This window comes from Streptomyces sp. NBC_01723, from assembly GCF_036246005.1.
GTDB lineage: Bacteria > Actinomycetota > Actinomycetes > Streptomycetales > Streptomycetaceae > Streptomyces.
Genome location: NZ_CP109171.1, coordinates 6,814,583 through 6,838,003, shown reverse-complemented (window position 1 = coordinate 6,838,003; position 23,421 = coordinate 6,814,583). Strand labels below are relative to the sequence as shown.

Genomic DNA, 23,421 nt, shown 5'->3' with positions numbered 1-23,421 from the left:
TCCTCTATTACCCGCGGGCAGTAAGATATTCGCAAGTTGCGCAAATCTGTTGGGTGGCTGTGACGGTGGAGTGGGTGGCTGTGACGGTGGAGCAGGAGCTGGCCGCGGGTTCATGCCGAAGCCGGCTGATCGCATATCGCCGGGGGGGTGCGGTGGGCTGGCAGAGCGAGGGCGCTCGGCTCTGGTATCTGCAGGAACGATCGGAGGCGCGTCGGGTCCGAGGGTTGGAGATCCCCCGTCCAACGAAAATCCCGCTCTGGTATCTGCAGGAACGATCGGAGGCGCGTCGGGTCCGAGGGTTGGAGATCCCCCGTCCAACGAAAATCCCGCTCTGGTATCTGCAGGAACGATCGGAGGCGCGTCGGGTCCGAGGGTTGGAGATCCCCCGTCCAACGAAAATTTCACTGCAGGGAAACGTTCCGCCTCCTGATGGGACGGAGGCGGCTTACCCACTTGCGATTCCCCGATCGCATAACTGTCGATAATTTCGAAAACTGGCCCATATGTGTGCCGGCGATCCTCAGGTTCCCGGGAATCCGCCCCTTCCTGATGAGCCGATGAATAGCCCGGAATTGACAGAGATGGACCGTCACCCCGTGAGGACCTGTCGGAATTCTGCTCCATTTGCTACCTCTCACCTGCCCGCATCACGTGCCACCTATTTCGCACTAAATCTTCACGAATGGGACGCCAAGGTGGGGGCACCGGGGCCCACATCTTGCATGTACTACGGGAATATGCAGAGCTCGGTTCAACCCGTCAGCGGCACGCTGATCTGGCCGCTCTCGGGCTTGAGTGGGCGGCGCAGGGGTGCGCGCGTGAGGTGGGATGTTGCCGGGGTGGCCGGGGCCGGGCATCTGCTTCAGGACCCAGCTCTGCTCATGCCGCGAAGCCCACGTTGGTGACGTGCTCGTACTGGCCCCATTGGGAGCCGATGTCGATGACCTGGTCGACCCAGGCGGTGTCGAGTTCCTGATCGTCGCCCGTCGCCCACGCGGCGGCGATCCGGTCCCAGCGGCGCACGCTGAGAGTGCGGAACTCCACCGGGCGCTGGCGCAGCCGCGCGACGCCGGACTGGTTGAGGGGATGGATCTCGACACGGGTGCCACGGCCGTCGCGGTGAAGGCGTGCGGCCAGGTAGTGGGCGACGTTCTGCCACCGCACGGTGCGTTGGGCCCCCTCGATCGCGACCAGGTTCTTCCTGGAAGGGCTGCGGGCGCCCTTGAGCCAGGCGCGCGCAAGGTGGATCGGTGACGGTGAGGCCGGCGGCGCGTGCGGCTTCGCGGGCGTGGCCCGTGCGGGTGAGGTAGTGCAGCAGGGCCAACGGGCCCCGCCAGACGGTGACAGGGGTGGCGATATAACTGGCGAGCGCATCCAGCTGACGGCCGACCGCCTCATGGCCCTTGATACCGCGGGCCTCGTACTTGCCGAACTCGATGTTCCGCTCAGACGCTTAGTACTCCAGCAGCGTTTCGTGTCTTGAGCTGGTGGTTGTCGTTGTCCTGGTATGGAGGGGATGACTGAAGTCGGTTGCTGGGCTGCGGAGTTGGATTCGGTGTTCGCTCGGGTGGCGGGCCGGTTCGCTCGGGCGGATCTGCGGTGGCGGATGCGGGACTATGTCCGCGGTGTGCTGGGCCGAGCGGCACGGAAGAACGGCTGGCAGCTCGCGGAATGGGCAGGTCACCGCACGCCGGACGGCTTCCAGCGGCTGCTGAACAGCAGTGTCTGGGACGCGGACGCGTTGCGCGACGATGTCCGTGCCTACGTCGGCGAATGTCTCGGCCCCGATGGCGTGTTGATCATCGACGACACCGGGTTCATCAAGAAGGGCACCACGTCGGCCGGGGTGGGCCGGCAGTACACCGGCACTCCGGGAAAGATCGACAACTGCCAGATCGGGGTGTTCGCCGCCTACGCCACCGGCTCGGGCCGGGCCCTGGTGGACCGCGAGCTCTACCTGCCCAAAGCCTGGACGTCCGACCGCGACCGCTGCCGGGCGGCGCAAATCCCTGATGAGCGGGCGTTTGCGACCAAGGGTGAACTGGCCCGGGACATCGTCCGCCGGTGCCTCGGTGCGGGTCTGCCCGCCACGTGGTTCACCGCGGACGAGGCCTACGGGCAGGACTGGCACTTCCGCCGCCTGCTCGAGCAATGCGACGTCGGCTATGTGGTGGCGGTGCCCAAGTCGCAGCAGATCAAGTCCCTGGCAGGCATCTGGCGCATCGACCAGCTCATCGAGGACGCCCCTGCCGATGCCTGGCAGAGACTCTCCTGCGGCGACGGAGCGAAGGGCCCGCGTGTCTACGACCGGGCCGCGGCCGAGCTGCCCGCCAACCTCGTCTTCGACCCCGACCCGCCGCCCCATCACCGCTGGGTGATGGCCCGCCGCAGCCTGTCCTATCCCGAAGAGGTGGCCTACTACTTGGCCTACGCCCCCGTCGGCGTCGAGATCGCCGAGCTGGCCCGAGTGGCCGGCTCCCGCTGGGCGATCGAGGAGTGCTTCCAGGCCGCCAAGAACGAATGCGGCCCCGACCACTACGAGGTCCGCCGCCATCCCGGCTGGTACCGGCACATCACCCTGGCCATGCTCGCCCACGCCGTCCTGACCGCACTCGCCGCCCAGGCCGGCGAGGCCTCAAAGGGGGCTGCAGAAACGGATCAGCCCTCGTCCCGCTCACCGTGGCAGAAATCCGGCGACTCCTGGACACTCTCCTGCCCCACCCACGAACCGACCACGACCCCGTCACCCACGCACTGAAGTGGTCGGCCTGGAGAAGACACCGCCAGGCCGTCGCTCGCCGCTGCCACTACCGAAAACGCAGCTCAGGACACGAACCGCTGCCAGACCGGGAGGTGCTGTGCGGGATCCTGTACGTGCTGCACACCGGCATCCAGTGGGAGTACTTGCCACAACACCTCGGCTTCGGCTCAGGCATGACGTGCTGGCGCCGCTTGCGGGACTGGAATCAGGCCGGCGTCTGGCAACGGCTGCACGAGATCCTGCTGGCCGAGCTGAACGCGGCCTCGCGGCTGGACTGGTCTCGCTGCGTGGTCGACTCCTCCCACGTCCGGGCGCTAAAGGGGGAGCCAGACGGGTCCCTCGCCGGTCGACCGGGGCCGGGCCGGCTCCAAGCACCACTTGATCACTGACGGGCACGGCACCCCGCTCGCGGTCCTGCTGACCGGCGACAACCGCAACGATGTCACCCAACTACTGCCCTTGCTCGACGCGATCCCACCGGTCCGCGGCAGGGTCGGCCGTCCCCGTCGCAAGCCGGACTCGCTGTTCGCCGACCGCGGCTACGACCATGACGTCTACCGCGATCAGGTCCGCGCTCGCGGCATCGTGCCCGCTATCGCCCGCCGCGGCACCCGGCACGGCACCGGGTTGGGCACCTATCGCTGGGTCGTGGAGAGGAGTTTTGCGTGGCTGCACGGCTTCCGGCGCCTACGGATCCGGTGGGAACGCAGGGCCGACATTCATGAAGCGTTCCTCAGGCTCGCCTGCTGCCTCATCACCCACCGACAGCTCAGAGCAGTGCGCTGACGTTGGGGTGCGGCCGCCGGTCACTCATTGAGCCTTTTCAGCGTGGCCGCTGAACGGGTGATGGTGCTGCTGGGGAGGAGGGACCGCAACGCACGAGGCTCCCGTGCCGTTGAGGGAGGTGTTCGAAGTCTCAATCCATCGGCACAGGAGCCTCGTTGGTTCTCTATCCTGCCGCACTCGACCTGTCTCACGCCTTGGTCGCGTGGGTCACGATGCTCATCGTCACCCTTGAGGGGGACCGGCGATGCAAGCTCCCGCCGCACCAGCGTGCGCTGGTCGCCCTGGTGTATCTGCGCCGTCACGACACCCTCGCGCGCATCGCGGCCGGCTTCGGTATATCCGTCGGTACCGCTCACGCATACGCCACGGCCGTCGTCGGTCTGCTCGCCGGCCGGGCTCCGGGCCTGCTGAAGGTCCTGCGCGAGAGCGACCCGGACTTCGTGCTGCTGGACGGGACCCTCGCCGAGTGCGACCGGACCGGCGACGGCCGTGGGCCGTGGCGACTACCCGGCCAAGCACCGCCGCCACGGGGTGAACGACCAGGCCGTCACCGACCCCACCGGCAAGGTGCTGTGGATCTCGCCCGCGCTGCCGGACCGCACCCATGACCTGACCTCGGCCCGCCCCCACCGGATCATCCGGATCTGCGACGACAGGGCGCCCCCGCCCTGGCTGACCGCGCATACCAGCGCGCTGGCCCTTGGGCCACCACCGGGCTCAAACCACCACCCGGAGGCGAACTCACGCCCACACAGCGAACTGTCAACCGCGCACCGGCCCAGGCTCGAGCTCCCGTCGAACGCGGCATGGCACAGCTGAAGTCCTGGCAGATCTTCCGCAGAGCCCGCATCAGCCCCAACCACATGACCGTCATCGCCAAGGCCCTCCTCACCCTGGAGAGCCAACGCTGAAAGAGGCTCACTGAACCTCTTTCATCCTGAATAGCTGCAGTTCAGGAGTGTGTGGATGGCCTGGACGATGGTGCCGATGCGGCGGGCGGAGCATCTGGCTCGCTGGAGGACTCGCCAGGACTTCAGCTGCGCGAAGGCGCGTTCTCCCGGAGCCCTCAGGCGGGCGTGGTCGCGGTTGAACTGCTGGTAGTGCTCGGGCTGTTCGCTGTGGTGGTAGTACGGGGTGCGGATGGTGGCGCCGGCGCCCTGGTAGGCGCGGTCGGCGAGAACAAGGATCTGCCGGGTGAGGCAGGCCTGGACGATGCCGTGGGCGCGAGCCGCGGTCAGATCGTGGGTCCGGCCCGGCATCGCGCGGGAGAACCACAGCGGTGTGCCGTCGGGACGGGCGATGACCTGCACGTTCATGCCGTGCTTGCGGTGCTTCATCGAGTAGTACGGCTCGTCCGCGCGGATCCGGTCTGTGGAATCAGGGTGCCGTCAACGATGACGAAGTCGCCCTCGCCCAGGCCGGTGAGGGCTTCGTGGAGGCCGGGCGCCCAGGAGACCAGAACGTCCAAGGTCTCGTCCACGTACCGCCAGGCCGTGGCCTGGGATATCCCGAAACCCGCTCCGAGCTGCGAGAACGTCTCGTTCTTATGTAGATGGACCAGCGCGAGCAGTGCCTGCTTGAAGCAGCCGAGCTTGCGCCAGCGAGTGTTGCGGGCCCGGCGGTGCTCGTACAGCAGCCAGGAAACATGCTCAACCAGCTCATGCGGGACGTCGAGCGTGGCAGGATACGGAACCAACAGGGCCCCTTCGGTCGCCGGTGTGTTGAGTGGAATCACCACGCCAACGACCAGGGGCCCTGCCTCGTCACCACTCCCGCTGACCAGCCCATTTCACCCTCCAGCACAGGATGAAAGAGGCTCACTGACTACATTCGCAGGGCTGAGGAGGCCATGCATCCGCTGCCGGGCCGCGTTCTCCCACGCGGGCGCATCCTTCCTGGTCTGTGTGGGGAGGTTGCCGAGGGGGACCTGGGCGGGGTGTTCCGGCTCGCCGCTCAGGCCGTACAGCCGGGCCATCCCCAGAGCGTGCCCTTGAAGGGGAGCCTGCTGATCCATGACATCCTCCATACGCAAACCGCCGACAACACCCCCCTCAACGCAGCACACCGCCCGACGGTTCAACACCCGCCTGCCCTAGAGGTTGTCCCGTAACCGGTGGTGCTGCTGGTGCGTTGGTCGGGCATGGGTGGGGTGATCTCAGCAGATGATCCGAAGTGGATCGAGCCGTTTGCGGGTCTGACCGAGGTGCAGTTTGCGAGGCTGGTGGCACTGGTACGGCGCCGAGGTGGCGACGTTCAGCGTGGCCGGCCATGGCGGCTGTCGCTCGAAGACCGGGTGTTGCTGGTGGCGACGTACTGGCGCACGAACCTCACGTTGCGGCAGGTGGCGCCGTTGTTCGGAGTCTCGAAGTCCGCTGCCGACCGCATCTTGGACCATCTCGCACCGCTGCTGGCCATCTCGCCCGCGCGGCGGCCGCGCAAGGACACCGTCTACATCGTGGACGGCACTCTGGTGCCCACCCGCGACCGCAGTGTCGCCGCGTCCAGCAAGAACTACCGGTACTCGACCAATCTGCAGGTCGTCATCGACGCCAACAGCCGCCTGGTCGTGGCCATCGGTCTCCCGCTGCCCGGCAGCCGCAACGACTGCCGGGCCTTCACCGAGTCCGGCATCGATCGGGCCTGCCGCGGCGCCCCGACCCTTGCCGACGGCGGCTACCAAGGCACCGGCCTCCTGATCCCGCACCGCAAACGACGAGGCCAGAGCCACCTCAGCCCCTCGCAGGAGGCAGAGAACGCCGTCCATCGCCGGGCACGAGCGCGCGTGGAACACGCCCTGTCGCGGTTGAAGAACTGGAAGATCCTGCGGGACTGCCGACTCAAGGGCGACGGAGTTCACCAGGCCATGCTCGGCATCGCCCGACTGCACAACCTGGCCCTCACTGGATAACTCACACTCCATACGGGACAACCTCTAGGCGCCGCTGACGCGGTCACCGAATACCCAGCGGTCCTCGCGGGTTGGGTGGAACTGGCCGAAGTAGCGGGCCTTGACCCACTGCGTCGACTTCTTCGGATGACGACGCCTGGCCCATCGAAAGGTCAGACGCCACATGTAGTGGTCCAACGACGCGAAGGTGGTCGAGGACGCCGCTCCCCGGTAGTAGGCCGTCCAACCGCGAACGATTGGAACCAGCCTGTGCAGCATGGAGCCGATGCTCGCCCCGTGCAGGGACTTCACCTCGGCCCGTAGCCGCGCCCGGAGCCTCTTGCAGGCCGCAGTGCTCGGCGTGATGATCAGTTTCCCGCCGGATCGGCGGCGGACAGTGAAGCCGAGAAAGTCGAACCCCTCATCGAGGTGGACGACCTTGGTCTTCTCCTCGTTGAAGTGAAGCCCCCTCGGCGCCAGCCACTCCTCCAGCCGGGCCCTGATCCTGCGCGCTTCAGCTTCCTCGTGACAGATCACGACGAAATCGTCGGCGTACCTCACCAGCACCGGGGAGCCCATCCGCGTGTAGGGATCGCTGCCCCTCCGATAACGGTATTGGCACCCGGCGGCCTGCTCCATCCCATGCAGAGCCACATTCAGCAACAACGGGCTGATCACACCGCCCTGAGGAGTTCCCTCCTCGGTCGGAGTGAACCGACCGCTATCCATCACACCCGCCTTCAGCCACGCCCTGACCAGATCCCTGGCGGGGAACTGCCCGAGAGAGGACATCAGATGTCCATGATCAATGCGGTCGAAAGCCGCCGAAAGATCCGCGTCCAGAACCCACTGACGCCGCGAAAAGCGGCCCTTCGCCGTCAGGTAGATCGACCGGATCGCGTCCTGGCAGCCGCGGCCGGGCCGGAAGCCGTAGGACCTCGGCTCGAACCGTGCCTCCCACTCGGGCTCCAGCGCATTCTTCACACGAGCCTGGAGAACCCGGTCACGGATGACCGGGATTCCGAGCGGCCGTTGCTTTCCGTTGCTCTTGGGGATGAACACTCGCTTGGCCGGTCTGGCCTGCCAGGGCTTCGACGACCTGTGAATCTCGGTCGCCAGCTCGCCTCGCGCCAAAGGCGTGAGGACTCGTTCCCCGTCGATGCCAGCGGTCATGCGTCCACGGCTCTGCTGCGTCACCCGTTTCACGCTGACCAGCGTGTTGCTGTGACTTCGCAGCATGAGCTTCTGCAAGTTGCGGACCTTCTTCAGGTCCCCGTCCTGCGTCGCCTTGAAGATCCTCCGCCTCAGCCGCCGTACATTCTCCTCGCAGGTGGCCCAGTCGATCCTGTGCCACGAGAGGTGCACGTCCTCGGGTCCGTTCGCCCCAGGCGCGGGCATCTCGGCCGTGACCGTGGTCCCCATGTTCGCCTCCAGCGTCTAACTTGCCCCTCGGTTCCAGCGTCCTTGCAAAGCGAGCTCCAAAGGCTCACCCGATCCACGTGGGCGCCCTTTCGGGCCGGGCCAGCTGGCCCGTATCCGGCGAGTTATGCGGTGGCGGATGAAGGTCCTGCCACCGGTTTCCTCTGGCCTTTCGGCCTGCCGGCCTTCGCTTCTTGGATCATCCTGTTCCCGCCGAGGGATTCCGCTCTCCTCGCGGTCGGCCTACCAGGCCAGGGCCTGGACCTCGACGGGGTTTCCACGTTCCGCACCAGCAAGATGCGGCTGGGGTGGGCGCCCCCTTTACCCCGGGACCAGCGGTATCCACCCTCCGGGTTCAGGTTCCCAAAGAGCGCTTGGTGCCTCGCAGCACCGGGTCCTGTGACCGCCGCCAACACGCCATCGCGCGGCCTTGTTCTCACGGGGCATAGCCAGGGGTTCACTCGTGTTCGCCCGTCCAGCCTTTCCCTCGCCTGTGGCCCCTCGATGGCCGAGGCGCCCTTGGGCTTGAACGCTGAGCTTCACACCCCGCCGTTACCAGCGACGCATGTCAGCGCGGGAACGGGCCCGAATACCGGCCCGAAGTCCAACCGTTTCAACTCCCCTTCATTCGGCTGCACTTACTCACGTGGAGCGACTTCGTGTCGCACCCTGGAAGACCAGGTTCGCCTCGGCTCGTTCGAGGGGCTGGTAGCCGACTTCGTCGACCACTAGGACGCTGGGCCGCAGGTAGGTGCCGAGCTTGCTGGTCAGCCGTCCGGTCTCCTCGGCGGTTTTGAGGTTGCGAACCATGTCGTCGAGGCTGGTGAAGTAGATCGAGTAGCCGGCCCGGCAGGCCGCAACTGCGAGGGCGACGGCGATGTGTGTCTTGCCGACCCCGGGCGGCCCGAGCAGGGCAGCGTTGGCCTTGGCCTCGACGAACGAGAGTGTGGCGAGGTCCTTGACCTTGCGCGGGTCGAGCTCGGGCTGGAAGGAGAAGTCGTATTCGTCCAGCGTCTTATGGTGCGGCAACTTCGACAGCCGCAGGCCCTGACGGAAGCGGCAGTCGTCGCGGACGGCGAGTTCCTCGGACAGCACCATGTCGAGGAAGTCGAGGTAGCCCATCTTCCCCTCGTCTGCCCGCCGGGTGTACTCGTTGATGGTTTCCGCGAGGTGGGGCAGGCCGAGCTTGCCGGCCGTGGTGCGGATGCGGTTGCCGGTCAGCTCGCTCAAGACGTTTCCCCTGTGCTCGGGTGGGTGGTGAAGGGGCGGGTGCCGGTCAGTTCGTCATAGACCGACAGCGGTCGGCGGCCGACTTCGATCCGGGTGACGGCGGCCCGGCTCAGCAGCGTTTCCAGGGGTCCGGTCTCCCGCCTGGGAGACGGTTCGCGCCGGGGCTGGGCCGGGACGTCGCCGGTGGTGGTCCGCCGGCCCTTGCCTGTCGGCAGGCCGTCCCAGCGGGTTTCATCGACGACGCGGATTCCGCGGCCCACCGCCCGCGGGTGTATCGCCAGCAGGCTCTCTCCCTCCTTGCCAGGGGTGGTCGAATGGAGCATGACCTGGGACTTCGTAGCCCTGATCTCGACCAGCTGCCGGGGTCGGACCTTGCGGGCCGGCACCGAGTAGAGGTTGCCGCCGAAGGCGACCTGGCAGTCCTTGCCGACTGGCCGCAGATGCCGCTCGGCCACCAGATACGGAGTCGGTGGCAGAGGCTTGAGGGCCGCGTGGTCGCGGGCCGCACGCTCTCCGATGATCTGCTGGTGAGTCCTGTGGGCCTGGGCCCGCCGCTGCGGGACCCAGGTGGTGAAGGCGGCGTCCATCTCCTCGATGGACGAGAAGGACCGGCCGGACAGAACGTGGTCGCGGACGATGAGAACCTGCCGCTCGACCCGGCCCTTGCCCGTGGGCCGGTAGGCCGCCAGGACGTCGATGTCGAAGTCGTAGTGGCCGGCGAACCCGACCGCCTCCGGATGCAGCGGAACGGCCTCGCCCGGAGCGACGTGGCGTCGGACAACGGTCTTGGTCCGGTCGTAGACGATCGCCATCGGGACGCCGCCGACGTGGGCGAAGGCCCGGCGGTGGCAGTCGAAGAAGCTCTGCAGGTCCTGGCTGGTGGTGAAACAGCAGAACGGATCGCGCGAGTACGACAGCGTCATGTGGAACGAATAGACCTTCGGGATTCCCATGTGGGCAAGAATCTGGCCCTCGTCGCCCCAGTCCACCTGAGCCTGGGCCCCGGGGATCACCTCGAAGCGGCGGTGCATGCCCGCCAGTTCCTTCGGCGTGATGCCGAGTTCCTCGGCGATGCGAGGACGGGCGTCCTGAACGTAGAGCTTGACGCGCTGGTAGGTGCCGGTGAACCCGTACTCCGCGGCCAGCCGCTCGTGGATCACCGCGGCCTTCATGAGGATCTCCGCCCGCAGCATCGAGTCGACCAGCGGCGCGAACTCGTCGATCACCCTCGCACGCGACCGCCCGTTCGGTGACCGCCGCGGCGGAGTGGCCGGGCCCGGCGCGGAGAGGTACTTGCGGACCGTTTTCCGGTCCAGCCCTGTCTCTCTGGCGATCTCCGACAGGCTCATCGCCCCGGACTCCAGCAGACCACGGAAGCGCCGCACTTCCAGCCAGCGATGCGGATCCAGGACCACCGTTAACCGCCCTCCGCCGTCCTGCATCGTTCAACCAGCAGAGTGCCGAGCCAGCCGACCTCACCGCATCAACAACTGTCCCTTTTCATCCGTACGCGGGTGGGGACGTTCACGTGTACGCCGACACCTCGAACACCTCACCAGCTATCTGAACAGAAATCCTGACTCAGAAGACCAGTGGCCGTCGCTGACAGACGTGCCCCTCCCCGGCGGGCCCACTCAGCCGGACACTGCGTCCAGGAGGCCATAGAGGATCTGATAAGTGACGAAAGACGCGGGGATCGCCACAGCGAGGCTCAGACCCCGTTCCTTCCAGGTCCGCCCCGACAACAGTGGAAGACCGCAGGCGAGAGCACCGCAGACCACCGCCTGCGGTAGGTATCCCAGGCCGAGCCAGTAGTGGAGGCCTTCACTACCGAAAAGGCCGCCGAGTGCACCGAGCGCTACGTAGCGCCGCCAGGGCCGAGTACCGCGTCTCGACCATGCGCCCGCGACGCCGAACAGCGGTCCCGCGACGCACGCCATCGCGAGCCAGAGCAGTGGAAATGTGAGCGAGCCCATTCCGTCCCGCCCGAACTCGGCGTACCCGTAGTAGCCGACGACGAGGCCGATCTCCGCCAGGGCTCCGGCTGATGCCGGAAGGCGATGGCCGTCGGTGCGGTGTGCGAGGGCGACGCCCGCGGCAAACGCGAACATCGTCCACACCGCACCGGAGTTCGCCAAGTTGTTCCACGCCCCAGGCAGCCAGCCCTGCGCCAGGTTCGTCAGGATGCCCCCGACGAGCCCTGCGCCGAGGCATAGAACACCTACGCTCGGGGCGTTCTTCGAGCGCAGGCGGGGTGAAACGATCGAATCGGTGGCATCCACGCCCCGACTATACATAGTGTTTATACACCTGGTCTATGAGCGCGGTTTACAGCTGGAGGCCGGCCATCGCTCGGGCGACTGACACCACTCACTGAACTTCTTCCATCCTGAATAGTCGCAGGTCGGTGGCACGTGGATGGCTTGGACGGTGTGGCTGATACGGCGGGTGGAGAAGCGTGCTCTGCGCATGATGCGCCGGGACTTGAGCCGGGCGAAGGCGCGTTCGCCGGGGGCTCGGACCCGGGCGTGGTCGCGGTTGAACTGCTGGTAGTGCTCGGGCTGTTCGCTGTGGTGGTAGTACGGGGTGGTGCGGAGGGTGGCGTCGGCGCCAGTGTGACCAGTGCAGGATGTGCTCGACAGGTGTGGGGCGGCGGTCGGTGAGGCGGGTGATCAGCCGTCGCATCTCGGCGAGGCTGAGGTGGATGAGCGGGGAGGATCCGTTTCTGCTTTGTCCGCGTCCAGTTCTCGGGCTCGCAGGACGGTCAGGCAGGCGTGGGCGGCCATGGCCAGGGTCATGTGGCGGTGCCAGCCGGGATGGCGGCGGACCTGATAGTCGTCCAGGACGCACTCCTGCTTCGCGCTCTGGAAGCACTCCTCGATGGCCCACCGGCTGCCCGCGACGCGGATCAGCTCATTCAGCGTGGTTCCGGCGGGGCATTAGGCGATGTAGCAGGAGATTTCCTGCGGGCGGGCGACGCTGCGGCGGGCGAGAACCCAGTGGCGGCGGCCGGGCCGGTGCCAGGGCCGCACTTCGACGCGTGCCCCGTCGTGGATCCGTAGACCGTGAGCCCCGGTGCCGCGGGCACGGCGCTTCCATTTCTGCCGGGCAAGGCCGTTGAACAGGTCGTGGATCGGATGGTCGATCGCCCATCGGGTGACCACGGTGTCGTGCCGGGTGGTCGCCATGACGTGGAAGACGTCCGCCCGCTCCAGCTCGGACCGCCAACCTTTGCTGAACCCGTAGGCGGCATCCGCGGTCACCCACCGAAACGGGATCTTGTCCGCGATCGCCCGGCGGACCATCGCCTTGGCCATGACCACCTTCGTCTCGAAGGCGACCTCGTCGCCGATGTCGGCCCGGCGGCACCTTTCGCGGTCGTCGGTCCGGGAGGCGGGCAGATACAGACGCCGGTCGATCAGCGTCCGGCCACGGTCGGTGACATAGGCGAGGAAGACCCCGACCTGGCAGTTCTCCGTCCGCCCGGCAGTACCGGAGTACTGCCGCTGCACCCCGACCGACCGCGTCCCCTTCTTCAAAAAGCCCGTGTCGTCCACGACCAGGACGGCGCCGGGGTCGCCGAGGTTGTCGACCACGTACCGACGCACATCGTCGAGCACCTCATCGGCGTCCCACTCGATCCGGTTCAGCATTCGCTGGATAAGGTCCGGGCCCGCATGGCCGGCTTCCTCCGCCAGCGTCCAGCCGTTCTTCCGCTGCAGCGGAGCGATCAGGCCCCGCATGTAAGCCAGTGCCGACTCCCGCGGCTCCGACCTGCTGAAACGGTGCACGAACCGCCCATGCACAGCTTCCAGTTCGCCCGCCCACAACCTGACATCAGCAAGGTCCCCACCCATGACCACACCAACGACCAACCTGGCCACCAGTCACGACAAGCACCGTTGCAGTACTAGGGTCCGTCTTCAAAGATCACTGAGGTGGTGGATCATGGTGGGGTGATACGCCGCCATGAACTCACGGATGCGGAATGGGAGTTACTTGCTCCACTGATACCGCGGGCCGCCACGGGACGTCCGCGTGTGTCGGACCGCCAGGTCATCAACGGGATGGTCTACAAGATCCGCACCGGTATCTCCTGGCGTGACCTGCCGGAACGCTACGGGCCGTGGAAGACGGTCTACACCCGGTTCCGCCGCTACGCCCTGGACGGCGTGTTCGCCCGAGCGCTTCAGCAGGTCCAAGCCGAAGCGGACGCGGCCGGCGACATCGACTGGTTGGTCCAGATCGACTCCACCATCGTCCGTGCCCACCAGCACGCTGCTGCCACCGGCCGAAAAGGGGAACCACCGGCAGGACGAACCGGACGATCACGCCCTCGGCCGATCCCGAGGCGGACTGACCACCAAAATTCACCTCGCTTGCGACGGTCGCGGCCGGCCCCTCGCCATCCTGCTGACACCCGGCCAACGGCACGACAGCATCTGCGCACGCCCGCTCCTCGAACGCATCCACGTCCCGCGAACCGGCGTCGGACGACCACGCTGCAGGCCCGACCAGGTCATCGCGGACAAGGCCTACAGCTCCCGCGGCTTCGGCGCCTACCTGCGCAAACGCGGCATCGCACACACCATCCCGGAGAAGACCGACCAGCGACGGCACCGTCACAACCGCGGACGTCACGGCGGCCGACCACCGGCATTCGACCGGCATCTCTACCGTCGCCGCAACGTCGTTGAGCGCTGCTTCAACCGTCTCAAGGGCTTCCGCGGCATCGCCACTCGATACGAGAAGACCGCCACTTCCTACGAAGCAGCGGTCAATCTCGCCTCATTCCTACTCTGGGCAAGATCCGTTTGAAGACGGACCCTAGTGACCTGAGTCGGAGATTTGTCGTTGGTTGGGCATGAGTCGTCCGGGTCCGAAGATTCCGCCGTTGTCGGTGACAGATGCCCAGCGGGCTGTGCTGGAGGGCTGGCTGCGTCGTCGTTCGACGGCCCAGGCTCTGGCTCAGCGGTCGCGGATCGTGCTGGAGTGTGCCGAGGGGCACTCGATCATGGAGGTGTCCCGGCGTCTGCGGATCACTCCGGACACGGTCCGCACCTGGCGACGCCGCTTCCTCGAACGCGGACTGGACGGCTTGTGCGACGACCCGCGGCCCGGTGTCCCACGGAAGATCACCGACGGGGACGTCGAGCGTGTCGTCGTCAAGACGCTGGAGGAGACGCCGAAGAACGCCACTCACTGGTCGACGAGGTCGATGGCGGCGGCCACGGGCATGTCGCAGTCGACGATCTCGCGGATCTGGCGAGCGTTCGCTCTGGCGCCGCACCGCTCGCAGACGTTCAAACTGTCCACCGACCCGCTGTTCATCGACAAGGTCCGCGACGTCGTCGGCCTCTACCTCGACCCGCCCGAGAAGCCCCTGGTGCTCTGCGTGGACGAGAAGTCGCAGGTCCAGGCCCTCGACCGCTCTCAGCCGGTGCTGCCGATGGTGCCCGGCGTTCCCGAACGCCGCAGCCACGACTACGTCCGCGCCGGCACCACCACCCTCTTCGCCGCTCTCGAGGTCGCCACCGGCAAAGTCATCGGCTCGCTTCACCGCTGCCACCGGGCCGCGGAGTTCAAGAAGTTCCTCACCAAACTCGACAAGGAAGTCCCGGCCGGCCTCCAGGTCCACCTGATCCTCGACAACTACGCGACCCACAAGACACCCGACATCAAGAAGTGGCTGCTGGCTCACCCCCGGTTCCACCTGCACTTCACGCCGACCAGCGCGTCCTGGCTGAACTTGGTCGAGCGGTGGTTCGCCGAACTCACGCAGAAGAAGCTCAAGCGCGGCGTCCACCGCTCCGTCCAGGCACTCGAACGTGACATCCGGTCCTGGCTCGCAGACTGGAACGAGCACCCCAGGCCCTTCGTCTGGACGAAAACAGCCGACGAGATCCTCGACAAAGTCGCCGCCTACTGCCGACGAATCTCCGACTCAGGTCACTAGTACTCCAGCAGCGGTTCGTGTTCTGAGCTGCGTTTTCGGTAGTGGCAGCGGCGGGCGACGGCCTGGCGGTGTCTTCTCCAGGCCGACCACTTCAGTGCGTGGGTGACGGGGTCGTGGTCGGTTCGTGGGTGGGGCAGGAGAGTGTCCAGGAGTCGCCGGATTTCTGCCACGGTGAGCGGGACGAGGGCTGATCCGTTTCTGCAGCCCCTTTGAGGCCTCGCCGGCCTGGGCGGCGAGTGCGGTCAGGACGGCGTGGGCGAGCATGGCCAGGGTGATGTGCCGGTACCAGCCGGGATGGCGGCGGACCTCGTAGTGGTCGGGGCCGCATTCGTTCTTGGCGGCCTGGAAGCACTCCTCGATCGCCCAGCGGGAGCCGGCCACTCGGGCCAGCTCGGCGATCTCGACGCCGACGGGGGCGTAGGCCAAGTAGTAGGCCACCTCTTCGGGATAGGACAGGCTGCGGCGGGCCATCACCCAGCGGTGATGGGGCGGCGGGTCGGGGTCGAAGACGAGGTTGGCGGGCAGCTCGGCCGCGGCCCGGTCGTAGACACGCGGGCCCTTCGCTCCGTCGCCGCAGGAGAGTCTCTGCCAGGCATCGGCAGGGGCGTCCTCGATGAGCTGGTCGATGCGCCAGATGCCTGCCAGGGACTTGATCTGCTGCGACTTGGGCACCGCCACCACATAGCCGACGTCGCATTGCTCGAGCAGGCGGCGGAAGTGCCAGTCCTGCCCGTAGGCCTCGTCCGCGGTGAACCACGTGGCGGGCAGACCCGCACCGAGGCACCGGCGGACGATGTCCCGGGCCAGTTCACCCTTGGTCGCAAACGCCCGCTCATCAGGGATTTGCGCCGCCCGGCAGCGGTCGCGGTCGGACGTCCAGGCTTTGGGCAGGTAGAGCTCGCGGTCCACCAGGGCCCGGCCCGAGCCGGTGGCGTAGGCGGCGAACACCCCGATCTGGCAGTTGTCGATCTTTCCCGGAGTGCCGGTGTACTGCCGGCCCACCCCGGCCGACGTGGTGCCCTTCTTGATGAACCCGGTGTCGTCGATGATCAACACGCCATCGGGGCCGAGACATTCGCCGACGTAGGCACGGACATCGTCGCGCAACGCGTCCGCGTCCCAGACACTGCTGTTCAGCAGCCGCTGAAAGCCGTCCGGCGTGCGGTGACCTGCCCATCCCGCGAGCTGCCAGCCGTTCTTCCGTGCCGCTCGGCCCAGCACACCGCGGACATAGTCCCGCATCCGCCACCGCAGATCCGCCCGAGCGAACCGGCCCGCCACCCGAGCGAACACCGAATCCAACTCCGCAGCCCAGCAACCGACTTCAGTCATCCCCTCCATACCAGGACAACGACAACCACCAGCTCAGGACACGATCCGCTGCTGGAGTATAAGGGGGGATCGACAGGCAGTGGATACGGAATGCGCAGGCGTATAGAAGTGAAGCAGCACACAGAGGGGGTAACTCTCAGAAAGGGGGAGCGCCATGATCGATCGCGCAGGGCGGGCGGGCTTTCTCCGTAACCGTCGTGAGGCGCTACAGCCGGAGGACGTCGGCATGCCCCGGGCACGACGCCGCAGGACCAGCGGGCTACGCCGCGAGGAGGTCGCGGAGCTGTGCCACATGTCAGCCGGCTACTGCTCCCGTCTGGAGCGCAGGCGCGGTCCGCAGCCGTCAGCGCAGATGCTCGTCTCGATTGCCCAAGGGCTTTACCTGTCCATAGACGAGCATGATCAGTCTCGGGTTGCTACGCGTTCTCGACCGGCTGATGGACACGCCTGCGGAGATCGTTACCGAGCTCGGCGAGACCTTGCGGCAGACGCGATGGGTGTCGCCCTCGCCGGCGACACAACGCAGCACACGGGTCCTGCTCGCAGCAGTGGCTACCGGTGGTTCACCGACCCGAGTGCCCGAGACTTGTACGCCAGCAACACGTGTTCATGACGCGGATGTACGCCGCAAGCCTGTGCGGGATAATCACCCTCCGGGGTCACGAGCCTTAAGCCGCCTATCTGCTGGATTTACCCCTGGACTCCAGCGGAAAGTTCCGGCGGGTGTGGGACGACCACGAGGTCGGGATCCGCCCGCGTGAGGTCTTGAGCCTAGTAAATTAACCGTAAGGGGCTGTAAATGACAGTGCTTGTGACTGGTGCCTCCAGCGGCATCGGTCGAGCGATTGCTATCAGACTCGCTGAGGGCGGGGAAAACGTGGTGGCGGGAGTTCGCCGAATCTCTGACGCCCCGGTTCACTCCCGCATCCCCGGTAGCGCTTGACGTGACAGACACTGCGCAGTTGGCTGCGGCAGCGAAGGGACTCGGACCCCTCAGCGGCTTGGTCAACAACGCTGGAATCACCTTTTCTGGCCCCTTGGAACACATGCCTCTCGACCGCCTCCGTGAACAACTGGAGGTCAACACAGTCGGGGTCCTGGCCGTATCGCAGGCGTTCCTGCCCGCGCTGAGGGCCGGGCGTGGGCGCCTCGTCATGATCAGCTCAACCGCCGGTCTTGTCACCGTGCCCCTGCTCGGCGCATACAGCGCCTCGAAGTTTGCCCTGGAAGCGATCGCGGACGCGCTGCGTCAGGAGTTGGCACCATGGGGTCTGCCCGTCATCGTGGTTAACCCCGGTTCCTTCAAATCGCAGAATCGTCCCAAAACCGACGCGAAGGCAGAGTCTGACCGTGCAGACATGGATGAGAAGGCAGAGCGTCAGTATGGCAAGGCTATGGATGTTTTTCTGCAGTTCAACAAAAAGGTAGAGGCGGGGGCAGGTCCGCCCGAGCGTGTTGCGGCTGTCGTGGAGCAAGCGCTCATCGTAAGGCGGCCCCGCCCGCGCTACCTCGTTGGCAGCGACGCGCGCATGACTGTCGCACTCAAGCGACTTCTGCCAACCCAGACTGTGGACGCGCTCCTGTCCAGGTTCATCGGCCTGCCACGCAGTGAAAGTTCGTCATGACATGAACCTACTCCGCTTAGGGAAGGGTTGTGGCGACATCCTCCTTGATCGCCTGGGAGCTCTCTCCGTCACCGAAGGTGGTGGCGATCCCGGGAGTCTCGATCCATGCCGGAGAGATGACGTTGCCCCGGATGCCGCGGCCCTTGAGCTCGATGGACCATCTCCGTGCGAAGGACCGAACGGCGACCTTCGCCGCTGCCCGCGCGCCGAACGCCTCCCTGCCGCGGTCAGCTGCGTTCGAACCGACCAGGACGCTCGAGGCTCCGTCGGGCCTTTCCACCGGTCAGCAGGTGGCGAATCGGTCCCACGCGAAGATCCGCGCCCTCGTCGAGCAGGCCATGGTTACGCTCAAGCCCTGGCGGTTCTTCGCAAGCTCCGATACTCGACCGCCCGGACCACCTGCCTCGTCCAGGCCGCTCACCCTGCATCTGGCCAGCTCAGAGCGATGATGGAGAAGCCTCAGTACCGCACTGGCAACGCCGGCTCCGCCTGCACGAGAAGGCCGGTCGACTGTGCCCTGCCGCGGACGACGTGTGGCGTAAGAGGGGATCGACAGGCCGCGGGTATGGCATGCACCGGCGTATAGAAAGGAAGCAGCACGGAGAGGTGAGCAAGGGCTAGGACGCGAGACAGCCGCGACACTGTGCAACATGCGAGCCGACTAGTACTGCTGTCCGGAGCGCGCGAGCGTGGTCCGCCGCGCGCCTGTGCGGTGAGAGGCCACGCAACCGTGTACCGAAAGACACTTTCCTCATCAGGAAATGGTCGCCACGAATTCCAGGACGGGCCGTGATCGTTACTACAGTTGGGCCATCGAATTGTGGGATGCAAGGATGACTATGAGTTCTACGGACTGGATCGATGAACTGGCACGCCACTTGAGCGGACAAGTGCTGGCCGACCGCCTGTTTCGGCCCGGTGATCCGTCGTATACCGACACGACTGCACTCTGGAACGGCGGAGTAACCACTCGGCCTGGCTTGGTCGTGCGGCCCCACACCAACGCCGAGGTCGCCGCCGCAATCACCTCCGCACGCCAATTCGGTGTAGGCGTGTCCGTGCGCGGCGGAGGCCACGACTGGGCCGGGCGGGCCCTCCGCGGTGGACTGGTGATCGATCTTGGGGCCATGCGTGACGTACGGGTGCAGGGGGACAACGCTGTCATCGGCGGAGGAAGCCGGGCCGGCGACGTGATAGCGGCTGCCTCTCAGCACAGGATGAACGTCGCTGTGGGCACCGCAGGCGTCGTCGGCATGGCCGGGCTGACGCTTGGTGGAGGCTACGGCCCATTGCTGGGCACGACTGGGCTAGCCGCCGACAACCTTCTCGGAGCGGAAGTCGTACTTGCCGACGGTCGGATCGTTACAACTGAGGATGATCCCGAACTGCTGTGGGCCCTGCGCGGCGGTGGCGGCAACTTCGGCGTTGTCACCTCAATCCGTCTCCGCCTCCACTCCGATCGTGGACTCGTCGGCGGCATGGTCCTCTTTCCTTGGGAGGAAGCATCGACCGTGCTTTCCCGCTTCGCGGAACTGATCACCGAGGCGACCGACGGCCTCACCCTCCTGCTCGAAATGACCGTTGCCCCCGGAACCGGGCCGTGCCTGGTCGTCGTGCCGGTGTGGTCCGGTGACCCACGGGGCGCCGACGCCGCTGTCGGCAAAGTCATGCGCCTCGGCAGGCGGGGCGCGGGTGCTGTGGCTCCGACCACACAGAAGGTCCTGTGGGAGCAATTCGATCAGGCGGTACCCAACGGCATGCACTGGGACCTGCGTACCCGAAATATCGCCGAACTCACGCCCGATGTCATCAGCCTCCTCACCGGCTGGGTAGAAAAGCGCCCCGGACCGGGAGCAGGCATCGGGTTGCGGCAATTTCATGGCGCAGCCACGCGAGTGGGAACCGAAGAGAGCGCCTTCGGCCTGCGCACCAGTCACGTGGCTGTTGAAATCTCCGCGGGACGTGGGCCCGACGAGGATCACGGTTCTTTCAAGGAATGGCTGGACGGTGTCTACAACGCTCTCGCACCCTTCGCTCTGCCGGGGGGCTACCCGAATTTCCTTCTGCCGGACCAGGAAGAGCAGGTTGTTCACGCCTATGGCGCTCACGCTGAGCGTTTGGTCAAGGCCAAGGAGACCTACGACCCCGAGCACGTCTTCACCGCAACGCCGCTTCCGGACCGCAGCATGCTAAAGACCCACCGTCCGGCACGCTGAAGGCGCACAGAAACAAATAGAAACACGCTCAGGAGGTAATCGCGTGGCGATTTGGGAGATTGTCAGAATTGCAGTTCCAGAGGGTAGGGAGAAGGAATTCGAAACCGTTGTCCGGTCGCATCTACCTATCCTCGAAGAGGATAGGGGCTGTCTGGATGTAATCCTTTACCGCGCCATTGGCAAGAGCGGCACGCTATTGCTCTGTGTACAGTGGGAGTCGATAGAATATCACGCCGAAGTATTCATGAAGACTGAGGGTTTCGCCAAATTTACCAGCTCAATGGTGCCCTATTTCGTCGACACTCCAGAAGTTCTCCACGCTGACGCCGTCATCAACGGCTTCTGATCTCTCCGGCGCAAATCGAACCACCCTTGCCGTAGTTGGGCGTGAAGGTCGCCTACGCCCAACTACGGCAAGGCATGTCTGAGACCGGGGGAGCCAACGCTCCCTGTGGACTGGTTCTCTCGTTCGACCACGGGGATTACGTCTTTCACGTCGCGGCTACCAGCGAACGTCATCGCGAGCAAATCGTGCGCCACGAACTGGCTCACCTACTGCTCGTGCATGCCGGGAGCAACGAGAGCGTCGTCAAGTCTCTACTGGGACTCCTCCCAGACGGGGTCGGCCGAGCCGGGAGGCGGTCCGACCCGACCGGAGTGACAGGCATTGACCGTCTTCTCGACCGCACGCCGCAAGTTGGTCCACATGTGATAGCGATCCGCGACCTGTTCGGCCTGCGGCGCCCCGATCCAAGAGCCCTCCCCGTAACCGCTGGAGAGGTCCGGCAAATGACCTCCACCTCGGGGTGGACGCCGAGCCGGACGGCCAGGTCCTCGAGTTCGCGGCCGTGGTCGAGGTGCAGCTCGTTCACGACGCCGAACCCGCCCACGGCGACGTGGCGATGTTGTCGGACAAACCGGCCGTGCAGCCGTGCTAGTCTTCTGAGTCAGGAATTCTGTTCAGTTGTGTAGGGTTGCCTGGTGGCGCGTACTGGGCGGCCGAAGGCCGAGTTGATCCTGTCGGATGCGGAACGGGCTGCGCTGGAGGGATGGGTGCGGCGCCGTTCCACCCCGCAGGCGTGGGCTTTGCGGTGTCGGATCATCCTGGCCTGCGCGACAGGCGCGTCGAACAAAGACGTGGCCGCGCAGTTGGGCTCCACGCCGCATGCGGTGGGCCGCTGGCGGAAGCGGTTCGTCGGGCACCGGATCGCCGGGCTGGGTGACATGCCGCGCCCGGGCGGCCCCCGGACGGTCACCGACGAGCAGGTCGCTGCGGTGGTGAAGCGGACGCTCGAGTCGACGCCGAAGAACGCCACGCACTGGTCGACGCGGGCGATGGCGAAGGAGATGGGCCTGTCGCAGTCGACCGTGTCACGGATCTGGCGGGCCTTCGGCCTGCAGCCGCACCGCACCGAGACCTTCAAGCTGTCCACGGACCCGTACTTCGTCGACAAGGTCCACGATGTCGTCGGCCTCTATCTGGACCCGCCCGAACGCGCTCTGGTGTTCTGCGTCGACGAGAAGTCGCAGATCCAGGCCCTTGACCGCTCCCAGCCGGTGCTGCCGATGATGCCCGGCGTCCCGCAGCGCCTCACCCACGACTACGTGCGCGCGGGCACCACCACATTGTTCGCCGCTCTCGAGGTGGCCACCGGCAAGGTGATCGGCTCCCTGCACCGCCGGCACCGTGCCGAGGAGTTCAAGAAGTTCCTGATCAAACTCGACCAGGCGATACCGGCAGACCTGGACGTGCACCTGGTGCTGGACAACTACGCCACCCACAAGACCCCGGCCATCAAAACCTGGCTGCTGACTCACCCCCGCTTCCACCTGCACTTCACGCCCACCGGCTCGTCCTGGCTCAACCTGGTCGAACGGTGGTTCGCCGAGCTGACCAACAAGCAGATACGGCGAGGCGTCCACAAAAGCGTCCAGGCCCTGGAGAAGGACATCCGGACCTGGACCGCCGCATGGAACACCGATCCCAGGCCCTACGTCTGGACCAAGACCGCGGACGAGATCCTCGAACGCCTCGCCAACTATCTGAACAGAATTCCCGACTCAGAAGACTAGGCCAGGAGGGGCTGGACTTGGTGAACGGCCCTGGTGAGGGTGCTGGTGCGGACTCCGAAGAGTTGGGCGAGAAGGTCTCGGGTGCCGAGTTTGCGCGGGTAGAGCACGGTGGCCAGGACTCTGTCGGCGGTGGTCAGCTTGTCCTTGGCCCCAGCGCCTCGAGCGCGGATGCGTTGGCCTCCTCGCTGCCGGAGCCGTCCGTGCTCACGTAACTCGTCCAGCTTCTGTGCCAGTTGATCGACGAGTTCGTTCATCACCGGTTCGGGCATTCCGGTCAGCTCCGGATTGCGCAGGCACCCGGTGCAGGGCTGCGGGGACGGGCCGCCAACTGACCGCGAGTCCTTGGCGCCGCTGGTGGTGACGGGAGGGTGAGGGTGGAGGGTGTAGTTCCAGTCTCCATGGAAGCGGTGCCGGTGTATGGGCAGAGCGTCGATATCACCGTCGGTGACCCTGATGCCGGTGTCGTAGGTGCCAGGGTCCAGCTCCGCGTGGACGGTCAGCCCGGTCCGGGTGGTGGTCGCCGCGATGCTGTTCACGATGACGTCGTGGCTGGTCAGCGGGCGGCCGCGCCAGTTCATAGAGATGTGGGAGAACAGCCGGTGCTCGATCTTGTTCCATTTCGAAGTGCCCGGCGGCATGTGGCAGACCGTGATGGCCAGGCCCGTCTCGGCGGCCAGGGCGGCGAGTTCCGTCTTCCAGGCGCGGGTGCGGTAACCGTTGGACCCGCCCGCGTCCGCAGTGATCAGCAGACGGGTGGCGGCCGGCCGCGAACACCTCCCGCGGCTCCGGCCGGGCAAACAGGTGCCCGAATCCGTCCGTCCGGGCAGCCAGTTCCTGCGCTCACCCCTCAACGTGCTCCCTACTCACATCCATCAGCATGACCGGACAACGGTCGATACCGATCACCAGTCACAAGACCCGAGGCGTCGTACTCGGCGGCCAACTCACCCGGCCGCTACGACGTGGCCCTCGAGCCCCGCACCGCGTGAGACAAGTGGTGCGAGGCTTCAGAATGGATCGCGAGGTCGAGGTGAACCGCTTCTCAGGATCTGACGTTGAGGAAGGAAGATGCACGCCCGTTCAACCCTACCTGCGGAGAGAGTATGCCCCTGCCCCCTTCGCCGCGGCTCCTGTAC

The 23,421-nt window shown here is 66.2% G+C and carries 14 protein-coding genes and 11 pseudogenes; 14 read left to right on the top strand and 11 right to left on the bottom strand.

What is annotated here, in order from left to right; translation table 11 throughout:
- Positions 1 to 879: 879 nt before the first annotated feature.
- Positions 880 to 1,438, bottom strand: a pseudogene (locus OIE75_RS32130) (transcriptional regulator).
- Between the two features lie 78 nt (positions 1,439 to 1,516).
- Between OIE75_RS32130 and OIE75_RS32125 the strand changes: the two are divergent.
- From OIE75_RS32125 to OIE75_RS32115, 3 genes and pseudogenes are all read left to right on the top strand, one after another.
- Entirely contained in the window at positions 1,517 to 2,758 is a 1,242-nt protein-coding gene (locus tag OIE75_RS32125; protein WP_443078406.1) for an IS701 family transposase, read from the top strand.
- A protein-coding gene (locus OIE75_RS32120) for an IS5 family transposase (RefSeq protein ID WP_443078461.1) occupies positions 2,755 to 3,547 on the top strand; the annotation gives its coding sequence in 2 pieces (ribosomal slippage) (positions 2,755 to 3,083 and positions 3,082 to 3,547; 795 coding nt in all). Before OIE75_RS32125 ends, OIE75_RS32120 begins: the two co-directional genes overlap by 4 nt.
- Positions 3,548 to 3,702: 155 nt before the next feature.
- A pseudogene (locus OIE75_RS32115) lies at positions 3,703 to 4,458 on the top strand (transposase family protein).
- A gap of 21 nt (positions 4,459 to 4,479) precedes the next feature.
- Here OIE75_RS32115 and OIE75_RS32110 read toward each other — a convergent pair.
- Positions 4,480 to 5,285: pseudogene (locus OIE75_RS32110) on the bottom strand (transposase family protein).
- 402 nt (positions 5,286 to 5,687) lie between these two features.
- Here OIE75_RS32110 and OIE75_RS32105 point away from each other — a divergent pair.
- The gene (locus OIE75_RS32105) at positions 5,688 to 6,455 is read left to right on the top strand and encodes an IS5-like element IS1373 family transposase (protein ID WP_329474011.1); all 768 of its coding nucleotides are present in this window, start codon (positions 5,688 to 5,690) and stop codon (positions 6,453 to 6,455) included.
- A gap of 24 nt (positions 6,456 to 6,479) precedes the next feature.
- On the opposite strand, the gene ltrA is transcribed toward OIE75_RS32105, so the two are convergent.
- The 6 genes and pseudogenes from ltrA to OIE75_RS32075 form a co-directional block, all read right to left on the bottom strand.
- Positions 6,480 to 7,856, bottom strand: coding sequence for a group II intron reverse transcriptase/maturase (ltrA, locus tag OIE75_RS32100; protein ID WP_329473037.1), 1,377 nt, complete (start codon positions 7,854 to 7,856; stop codon positions 6,480 to 6,482).
- Positions 7,857 to 8,522: 666 nt separating this feature from the next.
- A pseudogene (locus OIE75_RS32095) lies at positions 8,523 to 9,083 on the bottom strand (ATP-binding protein); the annotation flags it as partial.
- Positions 9,080 to 10,525, bottom strand: coding sequence for an IS21 family transposase (istA, locus tag OIE75_RS32090; RefSeq protein WP_329473036.1), 1,446 nt, complete (start codon positions 10,523 to 10,525; stop codon positions 9,080 to 9,082). The pseudogene OIE75_RS32095 and the gene istA, both read right to left, overlap by 4 nt.
- 192 nt (positions 10,526 to 10,717) lie before the next feature.
- A complete protein-coding gene (locus OIE75_RS32085; RefSeq protein ID WP_329473034.1) occupies positions 10,718 to 11,365 on the bottom strand; it encodes a DUF6518 family protein in 648 nt (215 codons plus the stop codon).
- 105 nt (positions 11,366 to 11,470) lie between these two features.
- A pseudogene (locus tag OIE75_RS32080) lies at positions 11,471 to 11,701 on the bottom strand (IS5/IS1182 family transposase); the annotation flags it as partial.
- Between the two features lie 54 nt (positions 11,702 to 11,755).
- Positions 11,756 to 12,940: pseudogene (locus tag OIE75_RS32075) on the bottom strand (IS701 family transposase).
- 102 nt (positions 12,941 to 13,042) lie between these two features.
- On the opposite strand from OIE75_RS32075, the gene OIE75_RS32070 reads away from it, so the two are divergent.
- Positions 13,043 to 13,901 (top strand): IS5 family transposase gene (locus tag OIE75_RS32070; RefSeq protein ID WP_443078460.1). Its coding sequence is split into 2 segments (ribosomal slippage): positions 13,043 to 13,387 and positions 13,389 to 13,901, totalling 858 coding nucleotides; the frame shifts between segments, so codons are not numbered across the junction.
- A gap of 46 nt (positions 13,902 to 13,947) precedes the next feature.
- A complete protein-coding gene (locus OIE75_RS32065; RefSeq protein ID WP_329473033.1) occupies positions 13,948 to 15,039 on the top strand; it encodes an IS630 family transposase in 1,092 nt (363 codons plus the stop codon).
- Positions 15,040 to 15,243: 204 nt separating this feature from the next.
- Here OIE75_RS32065 and OIE75_RS32060 read toward each other — a convergent pair.
- Positions 15,244 to 16,371: pseudogene (locus OIE75_RS32060) on the bottom strand (IS701 family transposase); the annotation flags it as partial.
- Positions 16,372 to 16,525: 154 nt separating this feature from the next.
- On the opposite strand from OIE75_RS32060, the pseudogene OIE75_RS32055 reads away from it, so the two are divergent.
- The 3 genes and pseudogenes from OIE75_RS32055 to OIE75_RS32050 all read left to right on the top strand — a co-directional run.
- Positions 16,526 to 17,151, top strand: a pseudogene (locus OIE75_RS32055) (MmyB family transcriptional regulator); the annotation flags it as partial.
- A 19-nt stretch (positions 17,152 to 17,170) separates the two neighbouring features.
- Positions 17,171 to 17,266: pseudogene (locus OIE75_RS41525) on the top strand (SDR family NAD(P)-dependent oxidoreductase); the annotation flags it as partial.
- Positions 17,232 to 17,996: an SDR family NAD(P)-dependent oxidoreductase gene (locus OIE75_RS32050; protein WP_443078459.1), complete on the top strand. Its 765-nt coding sequence runs from the start codon at positions 17,232 to 17,234 to the stop codon at positions 17,994 to 17,996. The pseudogene OIE75_RS41525 and the gene OIE75_RS32050, both read left to right, overlap by 35 nt.
- A gap of 16 nt (positions 17,997 to 18,012) precedes the next feature.
- Here the strand turns inward: OIE75_RS32050 and OIE75_RS32045 are convergent, their stop codons facing one another.
- On the bottom strand, positions 18,013 to 18,276 hold the full coding sequence (locus OIE75_RS32045) for an SDR family oxidoreductase (RefSeq protein ID WP_329473031.1): 264 nt from the start codon (positions 18,274 to 18,276) through the stop codon (positions 18,013 to 18,015).
- Between OIE75_RS32045 and OIE75_RS32040 the strand changes: the two are divergent.
- The 5 genes and pseudogenes from OIE75_RS32040 to OIE75_RS32020 form a co-directional block, all read left to right on the top strand.
- Positions 18,269 to 18,445 (top strand): annotated as a pseudogene (locus tag OIE75_RS32040) (IS5/IS1182 family transposase); the annotation flags it as partial. The gene OIE75_RS32045 and the pseudogene OIE75_RS32040 sit on opposite strands and share 8 nt — an antisense overlap.
- Positions 18,446 to 18,835: 390 nt before the next feature.
- Complete coding sequence (locus OIE75_RS32035) at positions 18,836 to 20,212, top strand: FAD-binding oxidoreductase (RefSeq protein ID WP_329473030.1); 1,377 nt, start codon at positions 18,836 to 18,838, stop codon at positions 20,210 to 20,212.
- A gap of 43 nt (positions 20,213 to 20,255) precedes the next feature.
- Positions 20,256 to 20,558: an antibiotic biosynthesis monooxygenase family protein gene (locus OIE75_RS32030; protein WP_329473028.1), complete on the top strand. Its 303-nt coding sequence runs from the start codon at positions 20,256 to 20,258 to the stop codon at positions 20,556 to 20,558.
- 460 nt (positions 20,559 to 21,018) lie between these two features.
- A complete protein-coding gene (locus OIE75_RS32025; RefSeq protein ID WP_329473027.1) occupies positions 21,019 to 21,150 on the top strand; it encodes a hypothetical protein in 132 nt (43 codons plus the stop codon).
- Between the two features lie 43 nt (positions 21,151 to 21,193).
- On the top strand, positions 21,194 to 22,285 hold the full coding sequence (locus OIE75_RS32020) for an IS630 family transposase (RefSeq protein ID WP_329473026.1): 1,092 nt from the start codon (positions 21,194 to 21,196) through the stop codon (positions 22,283 to 22,285).
- Here the strand turns inward: OIE75_RS32020 and OIE75_RS32015 are convergent.
- Positions 22,282 to 23,064, bottom strand: a pseudogene (locus OIE75_RS32015) (ISAzo13 family transposase); the annotation flags it as partial. The gene OIE75_RS32020 and the pseudogene OIE75_RS32015 sit on opposite strands and share 4 nt — an antisense overlap.
- Positions 23,065 to 23,421 lie beyond the last annotated feature (357 nt).